This window comes from Brevibacterium salitolerans (assembly GCF_039531405.1).
Taxonomy (GTDB): domain Bacteria; phylum Actinomycetota; class Actinomycetes; order Actinomycetales; family Brevibacteriaceae; genus Brevibacterium; species Brevibacterium salitolerans.
Window position 1 is genome coordinate 109,530 of the sequence record NZ_BAAAPZ010000002.1, and the last position, 11,937, is coordinate 121,466.

Annotated in this window: 7 protein-coding genes; 6 read left to right on the top strand and 1 reads right to left on the bottom strand. The window is 70.1% G+C overall.

The features are described 5' to 3' along the window. From ABD240_RS01450 to ABD240_RS01475, 6 genes are all read left to right on the top strand, one after another. The coding region (locus ABD240_RS01450; protein ID WP_344334565.1) for an ABC transporter permease subunit at nucleotides 1–1,545 on the top strand (1,545 nt) is incomplete at its 5' end. After that, on the top strand, nucleotides 1,545–2,738 hold the full coding sequence (locus ABD240_RS01455) for an ABC transporter permease (RefSeq protein ID WP_344334567.1): 1,194 nt from the start codon (nucleotides 1,545–1,547) through the stop codon (nucleotides 2,736–2,738). The genes ABD240_RS01450 and ABD240_RS01455, both read left to right, overlap by 1 nt. After that, nucleotides 2,738–4,534 carry an ABC transporter ATP-binding protein gene (locus ABD240_RS01460; protein WP_344334569.1) on the top strand — a complete coding sequence of 599 codons (1,797 nt, stop codon included), beginning with the start codon at nucleotides 2,738–2,740 and terminating at the stop codon, nucleotides 4,532–4,534. The genes ABD240_RS01455 and ABD240_RS01460 overlap by 1 nt, the downstream gene beginning before the upstream one ends. A 225-nt stretch (nucleotides 4,535–4,759) precedes the next feature. Further along, nucleotides 4,760–6,670, top strand: a complete 1,911-nt coding sequence (typA, locus tag ABD240_RS01465; RefSeq protein ID WP_344334571.1) for a translational GTPase TypA — start codon at nucleotides 4,760–4,762, stop codon at nucleotides 6,668–6,670. An 85-nt stretch (nucleotides 6,671–6,755) separates the two neighbouring features. Beyond that, a complete protein-coding gene (locus ABD240_RS01470; protein ID WP_344334573.1) occupies nucleotides 6,756–8,354 on the top strand; it encodes a PIG-L family deacetylase in 1,599 nt (532 codons plus the stop codon). A 5-nt stretch (nucleotides 8,355–8,359) separates the two neighbouring features. Next, nucleotides 8,360–10,762 (top strand): VanW family protein, encoded by a 2,403-nt coding sequence (locus tag ABD240_RS01475; RefSeq protein ID WP_344334575.1) that lies wholly within the window; start codon nucleotides 8,360–8,362, stop codon nucleotides 10,760–10,762. 103 nt (nucleotides 10,763–10,865) lie between these two features. Here the strand turns inward: ABD240_RS01475 and ABD240_RS01480 are convergent, their stop codons facing one another. Next, nucleotides 10,866–11,915 carry a GNAT family N-acetyltransferase gene (locus ABD240_RS01480; RefSeq protein ID WP_291794355.1) on the bottom strand — a complete coding sequence of 350 codons (1,050 nt, stop codon included), beginning with the start codon at nucleotides 11,913–11,915 and terminating at the stop codon, nucleotides 10,866–10,868. Nucleotides 11,916–11,937: the final 22 nt, after the last annotated feature.

Sequence of the window (11,937 nt, forward strand, 5' to 3'; positions counted from 1 at the left end):
GCAATGATCAGATTCCTCCTCAGGCGGACGCTGTCGACGCTGCTCGTGCTGCTCGTCGTCACCTTCGTCCTCTACCTGCTGCTCAACCGTGCGCTCGACTTCTTCTGGGACCTGCGCGCCAGCACCGCCCCCAACGTCGATGAGCTCTTCGCCTCCCGTGAGAGGCTGCTGAATCTCGACACCCCCGTCATCCTCCGCTACTTCCAGTGGCTCGCGGGAGCCTCCGGCTGTCTCGTGGGCGCCTGCGATCTGGGCACCGCCTGGTATCAGGGCCAGGAGGTCGTCGACCAGCTGCCCGGCGCCATCATGAACACCGTCAAGCTCGTCACCGCCGCCACGATCATCTCGATCGTCGTCGGCGTCTTCGTGGGCCTGGTCTCCGCCATCCGGCAGTACTCCGGCTTCGACTACTTCATCACCTTCCTCAGCTTCCTCATGTACTCGCTGCCCGTCTTCTGGGTGGCGGTGCTCCTCAAGCAGTACGGCGCCATCGAGTTCAACAACTTCCTGGGCCAGCCCACGCTGGGATGGGGCGCCATCTTCACCGTCTCGCTCCTCGCCGGCCTCATCTGGATGGGAGCGCTGGGCGGCAGCCGCAGACGGCGCCTCTGGTCCTTCGCCGGCGGCACGGTCGTGACCTTCGTCGTGATCTGGGCCATCCTCCAGTTCGGCTGGCTCCGCCACCCCAGCCTCGGCATCGTGGGGGTGGGGCTCATGGGACTGGCGGCAGCCGTCGTCATCACCTACCTCTCCACGGGATTCGGCAACCGCAAGGCGCTTATGACCTCGCTCACCGTCGCCGTGATCGGCATCGCCCTCTACATGCCGCTGCAGAACCTCTTCTGGTACGTGCCGATGTCCTGGCTCTGGATGCTCCTGCTGCTCGCCGTCGCCATTGCCGTGGGGCTGGGCGTGGGGCTGGCGTTCCGCGGCCGTGATCCCTGGGTCTCCGCCCGCACCGGTGCGCTCGTCGCCGTCGTCATGGCGTTCTTCGTCTTCGTGGACCGCGTGTTCCAGGAGTGGGGTCCCTACAACAGCCATCCGGCGATCAACAACCGTCCCATTGCGACGATCGGTGCGCAGACACCCAATCTCGAGGGGAACTTCTGGTTGACGAACCTCGACAGCTTCACGCACCTGCTGCTGCCCTCGATCGCGCTGATCCTCATCTCCATCGCCTCCTACACCCGCTACACGCGCGGTTCGATGCTCGAGGTGATGAATCAGGACTACATCCGCACCGCGCGGTCCAAGGGGCTGCCGGAGCGCACGGTGATCATGCGCCACGCTCTGCGCAACGCCCTGCTGCCGCTGGCCTCCGTGGTCCCCGTCGACATCATCACGATGATCGGCGGAGCCGTCATCACGGAGACCATCTTCGGCTGGTCCGGCATGGGCAAGCTGTTCATCGACTCCATGAACCGCAGCGAGATCGATCCGATCATGGCCTACATCGTCATCACCGGACTGCTGGCAGTCGTCGCCAACCTCGTGGCCGACTTCCTCTACGCGGTCCTCGACCCACGGATTCGGGTGAACGCCTGATGAGCACAGCACACGACGCACAGCCCGGCGCGGCACTCTCGCCCGCGGCCGGCACCGCACAGGACGGCAAGGCGACCGAGGGCCTGAGCCAGGGCGCCATCGTCCGGGCCAAGTTCTTACGGCACAAGGGCGCGATGGCGGGACTCATCGTCCTCGCGGCCATCGCCGCCTTCGCCTTCAGCGCTCAGGGGGTGGGCCCCATCCCCGGATGGTGGATCCACAACCACGTGAGCTCCGGCCCCGTCCTCAATCCCGGCGGCGCTCCCACCTGGTCGCTGTCCGACCCGTTCAGCTTCGGCGCTCACCCGTTCGGTCAGGACGAGATCGGCCGGGACAACTTCGCCCGTGTGATGAAGGGCATCCAGATCTCCCTCATGGTGATGGTGATCATCGGCGCCGTCTCGCTCGTGGTCGGCACCACGATCGGTGCGCTGGCCGGCTACTACCGCGGCTGGCTCGACTCCTTCCTCATGCGCGTGACGGACGGCTTCATCATCGTCCCCACCATCGTGGTGGGCGCGATCCTCGGCAAGCTGATCGGCGGCCCGGGGTTCTCCTTCTTCGGCCTGCCGCTCGGCGCCTACCTGGCGCCGCTCCTCGGCGTGGCCCTGGGCGGTGTCCTGTGGACCAGCCTCGCCCGCCTGGTGCGCGGCGAGTTCCTGGCGCTGCGGGAACGGGAGTTCGTCGACTCCGCCCGGGTGGCGGGAGCGAGCGACGTCCGCATCATCGTCAAGCACATGCTGCCCAACACCATGGGCGTGATCATCGTCAACACCACCCTGCTCATGAGCCAGGCGATCGTGCTGGAGACGGCGCTGAGCTTCCTGGGATTCGGCATCCGCTCACCGCAGATCTCCCTGGGGCAGCTCATCAACGAGTACCAGACGGCGTTCTCCACCCGGCCCTGGCTGTTCTGGTGGGCGGGCCTCTTCATCATCGCCATCGCCCTGTGCGTGAACTTCATCGGCGACGGGCTGCGCGATGCCTTCGACCCGCGGATGAAGACGATCCCCTCGGTGCGGAAGATGAACCGCGCGGATGCGCGCGCCGCCGGTGCGGCGACCGCGGCAGCCGGAACGGCCTCGGCGGCGGGTGCTGCAGCCGCCCTGGGCGGGACGGTGCCGGAGGGCCGAGGCAGTGACGACGACAGAGGCGAAGGCACTGACGGCGACGGAAAGGAGGCGAAGCACTGATGAGCGAGACCCAGGCTGCCGAGGCAGCGAAGACCAAGGATCCGATCCTCTCCGTCCGCGATCTGGGGGTGCGCTTCTGGGTGAACGACGAGTGGTTCACCGCCTCCCGTGACCTCAGCTACGACCTGCGCCCCGGCGAGGTGCTTGCGATCGTGGGCGAGTCCGGTTCCGGCAAGTCGCAGTCCGCGATGTCGCTCATGGGCCTCGTGCCCAAGAACGGCCGCGCCTCCGGCTCCGCGAAGCTGAATGGGCGCGAGCTCATCGGCATGGACGAGGAGGCGATGCAGCGGATCCGCGGCAACGACATCTCGGTGATCTTCCAGGAGCCCATGACCGCGCTCAACCCGGTCTACACCGCGGGCTTCCAGATCTCCGAGACCCTGCGCGTGCACAACGTGATGGGTCCGCGCGAGGCCAAGCAGGAGGCCCTGCGCCTCATGCGGATGGTGGAGATCCCGGACCCGGAGGAACGCTACGACTCCTTCCCGCACCAGCTCTCCGGCGGTCAGCGGCAGCGCATCATGATCGCGCAGGCACTGGCCTGCCGGCCCAAGCTGCTCATCGCGGACGAACCCACGACGGCACTCGACGTGACGGTGCAGGCGGAGATCCTCAAGCTCATGCGCGATCTGCGCGAGAAGGTGGACGCCGGCATCATCCTCATCACCCACGACATGGGCGTGGTCGCGGACATGGCCGACCGCATCCTCGTGATGAAGGAGGGGCGGGTGGTGGAGGAGGGGGCGAGCCAGGAGATCTTCTCCGCGCCCCAGCACCCCTACACCCGGCAGCTGTTGGCCGCCGTGCCCCACCTGGGCGCGGGCTCCGGCACCGCGGCCTTCGGCTCCGAGACCGGAGCGGTCGAGGTCGTCGAATCCGGTCCGGAGATCCCGCTCGAGTCCAACGAGACGTACGTGCATCCGGGAGGCGAGGGAACGGCGAAGGCGGGGGAGACCGCCGCGCTCAGGCTCGCCGGGGCCGCCATCGAATACCCCGCGGTGGGGCGGAAGAAGGCCTTCCGCGCCGCGCACTCCGTCGACCTCAGCATCGGTGCGGGCGAGGTCGTGGGGCTCGTGGGGGAATCCGGCTCCGGCAAGACGACCATCGGCCGGGCGGCAGTGGGCCTCATCCCCGTCGTCGAGGGCTCGCTCACCGTGGACGGCTTCGAGATCGCGGGGAAGAGGAACAAGGACCTGCGCGAGGTCCGCAAGACCGTGGGCTTCGTGTTCCAGGACCCCGGCTCCTCCCTGAATCCGCGCCTGCCGGTGGGGGAGTCGATCGGCGAGCCGATGTTCCTCCACCAGGGGCTCAAGGGCGCGGACCTGAGCCGGCGGGTGGAGGAGCTCCTCGACGCCGTCGAACTGCCGCGGTCCATGCGCAACAGGTACCCGCACGAGTTCTCCGGCGGGCAGCGCCAGCGCATCGGCATCGCCCGAGCGCTCGCGCTCAAGCCCAAGCTGCTCATCGCGGACGAGCCCACCTCCGCCCTGGACGTCTCCGTCCAGGCCAAGGTGCTCGAGCTCTTCCGCGGGCTGCAGGAGGAGTACGGCTTCGCCTGCCTGTTCATCAGCCACGACCTCGCCGTCGTGGAGATGGTCGCGAGCCGGATCGCCGTCATGCGGCACGGCCACCTCCTGGAGGTGGGTCCGTCCTCGGACCTGGTGGCGAATCCCCGGCATCCCTACACCCAGCGGCTGCTGGCGGCGGTGCCGGTGCCGGATCCGGTGGAGCAGCGCCGGCGGCGGGAGGCCCGCGACACGATGATCGCGGCGACCTCGGAGGACCTCGCGGGCTGAGGCGACGCCCGCTGTGCCGGGCCGGAATGTGCTCCTTCCGGCCGGGCGCTGACGAAACCGGCAGAAGCTCGCTGTACCAGGCGCGCACGGTGGACGCGTACAATTGTCTACCGTGCGCGCCTGTGTGCGCTCCGGTCCGCCGCGGACCGGGCCGTGAGCATGCGCCGCCCGCACCCCGCCTGATCCGAATCCGGCTCACGCACACGCTCTCGCGAAAGTGAACATATGACTGAACACACCTCCCGCCGCCTCGATCGACGCAATGTAGCCATCGTCGCTCACGTTGACCACGGGAAGACGACCCTGGTCAATGCGATGCTCACCCAGGCGGGAGCGTTCGGAGATCACGGTGAGATCCAGGACCGCGTGATGGACTCCGGTGACCTGGAGCGCGAGAAGGGCATCACGATCCTCGCGAAGAACACCGCCATCACCTACAACGGCGAGCACACGGACGAGCCCATCATCATCAACGTGATCGACACGCCGGGCCACGCGGACTTCGGCGGCGAGGTGGAGCGCGGCCTCTCGATGGTCGACGGCGTCGTGCTGCTCGTGGACTCCTCCGAGGGCCCCCTGCCCCAGACCCGCTTCGTGCTGCGCAAGGCGCTGGCCGCCAAGCTCCCCGTCATCCTCGTGGTGAACAAGACGGACCGCGCGGACGCCCGCATCGACGCCGTGCTGGAGGACGCGCAGGACCTGCTCCTGGGACTGGCCTCCGACCTCTCCGAGGAGATCGACGACATCGACGTGGACGCGGTCCTCGACGTGCCCGTCGTGTTCGCCGCCGCCAAGGCCGGCCGCGCCTCCACCGTGCAGCCGGCGGACGGCGACGTCCCGGAGTCGGAGAACCTGGAGCCGCTGTTCAAGGCGATCCTCGACCACATCCCGGCTCCGGCCTACAACGCCGACGGCGTGCTGCAGGCACACGTCACGAACCTCGACGCCTCTCCCTTCCTGGGCCGTCTGGCGCTGCTGCGCATCTACGGCGGCACGCTGCGCAAGGGACAGACCGTGGGCTGGATGCGCGGCGACGGTGAGATCTCCTCCGTCAAGGTCTCGGAGCTGCTCGAGACCCAGGGACTCGAGCGGGTCCCGGCGACCGAGGCCTCGGCCGGTGACATCGTCGCGATCGCCGGCATCCCGGACATCATGATCGGTGACACGATCACGGACCTCGAGGACCCCCGGCCCATGCCGGCCATCACGGTCGACGCGCCCGCGATCTCCATGACCATCGGCATCAACACCTCGCCGCTGGCCGGACGGGAGAAGGGCACCAAGGTCACCGCCCGCCAGGTCAAGGACCGCCTCGATGCGGAGCTCGTGGGCAACGTCTCGCTCCGCGTCCTGCCCACCGAGCGTCCGGACGCCTGGGAGGTCCAGGGCCGCGGCGAGCTCGCGCTGGCCATCCTCGTCGAGCAGATGCGCCGCGAGGGCTTCGAGCTCACGGTGGGCAAGCCCCAGGTCGTCACCCGCGAGATCGACGGCAAGGTGCACGAGCCGCTCGAGCACACCACCATCGACGTCCCGGAGGAGCACCTGGGCGCCGTCACCCAGCTGATGGCCGCCCGCAAGGGCACGATGGAGTCGATGAGCAATCACGGCACCGGCTGGGTGCGCATGGAGTTCAAGGTTCCCGCGCGCGGCCTGATCGGCTTCCGCACCCGCTTCCTCACGGAGACCCGCGGCACCGGCATCTCCAACTCGATCTCCGCCGGCTACGCTCCGTGGGCGGGCAGCATCGAGTTCCGCACCAACGGCTCCCTGGTGGCCGACCGCGCCGGCACGGTCACGCCGTTCGCCATGATCAACCTGCAGGAGCGCGGCACGTTCTTCGTGGAGCCCACCTCGGAGGTCTACGAGGGCCAGGTCGTGGGTGAGAACTCCCGCAACGAGGACATGGACGTGAACATCACGAAGGAGAAGAAGCTCACGAACATGCGTTCGTCCACGGCCGATTCCTTCGAGAACCTCGTGCCGCCGCGCAAGCTCACCCTCGAGGAGAGCCTGGAGTTCGCCGGCCAGGACGAGTGCGTCGAGGTCACCCCCTCGATCGTCCGCATCCGCAAGGTCGAGCTCGACCAGAAGGAGCGCGCCAAGACGAGCGCGCGCCTGCGCCGTCAGAACGCCTGACATCCACGCGGCGGGGGAGGGTACGGCAGCACGTCCGTTCCCTCCCCTTCCGCGCACCACCGCCGAGCAGGAGATCGCAGCCCCCTTGTCGACACCCACAGTGCTGTTCGTCCACGCCCACCCGGATGACGAGTCGATCGCCACGGGCGGCACGCTCGCGCGCCTCGTGCGCGCCGGTGCCCGCGTCGTCCTCCTCACCGCCACCCGCGGCGAGGGCGGTGAGGTGATCGGCGAGGAGCTCGCACACCTCGAGGGGGAGCGTGAGGCGCTGGCCGCACATCGGGAGAACGAGCTGGCGGCGGCCATGCGGATCCTCGGCGTGCGCGACCACCGGTTCCTGGGCGACCCGGGAGACGGGGCCCCGGTGTTCCGCGGGGACCAGGGCGGTGACCTGCCGGCCCGTCGCTTTGAGGACTCCGGGATGGTGTGGGGGGCCGACGGCCATGCCCACGCACCGGACTCCATGCCGGACGCTGCGCTCTGCGCGGCCGATCTGGGCCTCGTCGCCATGTACGTGTGGGAGGTGATCGAGGACGTCCGTCCGGACCTCGTCATCACCTATGCCGCGGACGGCGGCTACGGCCACCCGGACCACCGGCGCGTGCACGAGGCCACCCTCGCCGCGCTGCTCACCCGGGTGCGGTCGGGCCATTCCGTCCCACAGCTGCTCACCATCGTCAACCCGGCCGAGGCGGTGGAGGAGCGCTTCGACTCCTCCGCGCCGGGCTTCTCGCTCACCGGCTTCGCCGCCGCGGAGAAGGCCTCGACCATCGCCGACGACGTGCCGGTGGCCGTGGTCGAGGACGTCGAAGAGGTCATCGGCCTCAAGGCGCAGGCGATGGCCGCGCACGCCACGCAGATCATGGTGGCCGGCGAGTTCTTCGCCCTGTCCAACGGCGTGGGTCAGCGGATCGACCGCCGGGAGCACTTCGCGCTCGTGGACGTACGCGCTGACGGTGCTCCCGCTCTGGCACTACCCGGGGCGCCGTTCTCCGATGTGCTGGACCTGCTTCCGGCCCCGGCGCCCGGGCTCGGAGTCCCCATCCGCACGCGGGAGGGGCAGGGGGCCGCTGACAGGGCCGCGGACCGGGTGAGCTCCGCCGGAGCGCCTACCGCCGCAGCCGCTCCGGCGTCCGGTGCCGGCGCCCCGGGTGACGGGACGGCCTCGGGCGCGGCCGGCGGGAGTTCCGCGGGCGTGGCCTCCTCAGGCAGGGCCGATGCGCGTGGGAACCTGGCGGACGAGAGCTGGAAGGCCACCCTCGGCGGCGTCCTCCACGGCCTCGTCATCGGCCTCGTGGTGGGCGTGCTGGGATCGTTCCAGCACCTCAACGCCTTCGTGTGGCACGTGGGTGAGGGCGGCGTGATCGTTCCGTGGGGCCTCGTGCTCGCGCTCGTCCTCGCGGTGGTCGGACTCTGGCACATGAGCGTGCTCTACCGCAGTACCATCGTCACCGTCATCACCGCGGCGGCCATCTCCGGCGTGGCGTATGCGCTCGCGCAGCCGTCCTTGTGGCCGGGAGCCGATCTCGTGGTGACCGGTTCGCTCCGGTCGCTCGTGTGGCTCTTCGCACCGATGATCGCCGGGGCCGTGTTCGTGTTCGCGACTCCGGGCCGGCGCGCGGGCCGCACAGGGGCGCAGCGGGGACCCGCAGACGCAGAGCAGGACAGCAGCACGGGACGGTAGGACCCATGACGGACAACGAGAACCACGACGATGTGAACGGCACGGGCGACTGCCCGGACGCCTTCGACGTGCTCCCGGCCTCCACCGGCGCGATCGAGTCCGAGGCCGAACCCGGTGGCGAGGCCGAAGGCGTGCCCGAGCCGGGCTCCGCACCCGAGGCCGAGCCGTCTGCACCCGAGGGTGAGCCGTCTGCACCCGAGGGTGAGCCGTCTGCACCCGAGGGCGAGGTGCCTGTGGACGAGGCGGGACCTGAAGGTGAGCCCGAGCCGGAGCCCGCGTCTGCTGTGCCGGAGGAGGCTCCCGCCGAGGCGGCATCGGCGGAGTCCGCCCTGAAGAGCGCCGAGCCCGAGGCTGCAGCCCCGGACACCTCGTCCGCACCATCCACGGCTGGGCACGAGCCCGAGACTCCCGCCGAGCCCGAGACTCCCTCCGAGCCCTCGGCGGCGGAGAACTCGGCTGCATCCTCGGCACCGGAGGGCGTGGCTGAGACGGCCGGGCCTGCAGAAGTGATCGCAGGCTCCGAACCCACTGGTCCTGAGGCTGAGCCAGAGACCGCAGTGCCTCAGCCTGAGCGCGCGGTGGCGGAACCCATCCCCACCGTCTCGGAACCCGAGCCCGAGCCCGCAGATCCCGAGCCTGCACTCACAATGCCTGAGCCTGAGCCTGAGCCTGAGCCCGACGCCGCTTCCGCCTCGGCCTCCACGTCCGAGCACGCTCCGGCGTCGCACCGGCGCAGAGGACGCGCAGCAGCGCTCTCCGGCCTCGCCGCGGCCGTCGTGGTGGTGGGCGGCTATCTGGGTCTGGCGTACTGGCAGTCCGGGTCCCTCCCCGCCTCTGCGCAGGCCGCGGGAGTCGACCTCGGCGGCATGAGCGAGGACGAGGCGATCACCGCGCTGCAGACGGGGACGGAGGATCCCGCGGCGCAGGAGCTCACGGTGACCGCGGGTGAGACGGAGGCGACCCTCGATCCTGCTGCGGCCGGCCTCTCGGTGGACGCCGAGGCCACCGTGGACGCGGCGCTGGGCTTCTCCGTGGATCCGCGCGTGGTGTGGGACCGGCTGTTCGGCGACGACGAGCTCGATCTCGTCCTGGGCACCGAGGAGGAGAAGCTCGCCCCCGTGCTCTCCACGACCGCCGAGGACCTCTCCCGCGAACCGGTGGACGCCACGCTCACCGTGGACAGCGGCACGCCGGAGGTCACCGAGTCCGCAGACGGCCTCGTGGTCACCGCGGAGGATCTGCGCACCGCTCTCACCGAGCAGTGGCTGCGCACGGACGGCCCGCTGACGGTCGAGCCGGAGCGCACCGCACCTGCCGTTACGACCGAGGCCGCGGAGCGGGCACGTGCGGACATCGCGGAGCCCGCGCTCTCCGACGACGTGGTCATCGAGGCGGATGACGACGGCCGGACGCACAGCCTCACCGTCTCGCCGGAGGTGCTGGCCTCCACCCTCCGGTTCGAGCCCTCCGAGAGCGCGCTCGCGCCCGTCTTCGACGAGAAGGCACTCCGCACCGAGGTCTTCGACGCCAACCCGGGCGTGGGGAAGGAGCCGGCGGACGCCTCCTTCCGCGTGAACGGCGACTCGCTCACGGTGGTTCCGGCGCAGGCAGGCGTGGGCGCTGACCCGGAGGAGCTCGCGGACCAGGTGGGCGAGGCGATGGTCTCCGAGTCCCGCACCGGCGAGATCACCCTCACGGAGACGGAACCGGACTTCACGACTCAGGACGCGGAGAAGGCGGACGTCTCCCAGACCGTCGCGGAGTTCTCCACCCCGTACTCCTCCTCTCCCGCACGCGACACCAATCTCCGGGTCGCCACGGACAAGGTCCGCGGCACGGTGCTGCAGCCCGGCGAGCAGTTCTCCCTCAACGAGACGCTGGGCGAACGCACGGCGGCGGCCGGGTACAAGCCCGCGGGGGTGATCTCCGGCGGGCAGATGAAGGAGGACTTCGGCGGAGGCGTCTCCCAGGTCTCCACGACCCTGTTCAACGCGGCGTTCTTCGCAGGGTTCGACCTCGACGAGCACCAGGCGCACTCCCGCTACATCTCGCGCTACCCGGAGGGGCGGGAGACCACTCTGGACTGGACCTCGATCGACCTGAAGTTCACCAACACCACGGATGCCCCGGTTGTCCTCGACATGCACCTGGCCGGCGGCGAGGTCGTGGCGCGCGTGCTGGGGAGTGAGAAGGCGGACGTCGAGGCCTCGGCCTCGGACCGCTTCAACTTCACCTCGCCGAGCACGGTGACCGAGTCCGGTCCGAGCTGCACACCGCAGTCGCCGGGACAGGGCTGGTCGATCACGATCTACCGGACCATCAAGGATCCGAGCAGCGGCGCGGTCGTGTCGAAGGACGACTTCACCACCGTCTACCGTCCTGTGAACCGCGTGGTCTGCGAGGACTGAGCGCGGCTGCGGCGGCGGACGGACTGCGGCGGAGATCGAACCCGCGTGGTCTGCGAGGACTGAGCGCGCAGGCGGAACCGGCAGGACCGGCGGAGCCCGCGGTTCAGCGTGCGGCGTACCAGCTGCGCTGGCTCACGGTCGCGCCCAGGGACTCGAACAGGCCCAGGGATGCGGCGTTGTCCGCCTCCACGTCTGCGAGGTAGGAGCGCACGCCCCTGCCCGAGGCCGTGGCGAGGGCGGCACGGACGACCGCCCGCCCGGCGCCTCGGCGGCGGAGATCCGGACGGGTGATGAGGTTGGTCACGACCGCCCAGCGGTTGACCTCCGCCATGCGGCAGTGCGCCACCGGGGTGGTGGACCCGTCCGGGTGGTGGGCGAGTGCCGTGACGAACTGCACCTGCTCTCCGCCGCGCACCAGGGCGGCGTAGGCTTCCCGCCCGGGGGAGTCCGGGCCGTGGCCCAGTGCCGTGATGTACTGCTCCGAGGCGGTGTCCGAGACCTCGATGCTCAGGCCCGGGAGCGCGACATCCGCGGCGCGGGTGGCACCGGCCGCGGCCTCCCGCGTGGAACCCGTGAGCACGAGGGTGGCAGCGGACGGGGTGTAGCCGCGTTCGCGCAGCAGCGGTCCCAGCTCGCGGCACTCCTCGGCGAGGGTGCTCGAGGCGTCTGCGGAGTAGATCTGCACGACGGGAGGCTGCCCGCGTTCGGCGTACCAGGCCTCGCATGCGTCGAGCGCCTGCGCTGCGGGCATGCCGGGGGAGGCGATGGGCAGCGCGGAGTTCGCCCGCCGTGAGCCCGCCTCCGGGGAGCTGCGCAGCAGCCAGCCGGTCTGGACGAAGTCGTCCGATTCGCTGAGCTCCGCCCGGACGTTGTCCGCGTGGAGCCACGTGCTGCCCGCAGGCAGCCAGGCTCCCGCGGAGACGAGGCGAAGGCTCGAGGCGGAGAGGACCTGATGCGGGCGCCCGGTGCGCACGGGTGCGGGCGGCACCTCGTGCGCGAGCAGGATGTCCGCGCGGGGGATCACGGCGCTGCCGCGCTTCGTGGAGACCGTCACGGAGGAGGCATCCGCCGCCTCGACCGTGCCGAGCGCATCCGTGGCACCCTCTCCGGACCGGTACCGGATCACGACGCGCATGCCTTCGCGCAGTTCCATCACTACCTCAGCTTCCTCACGG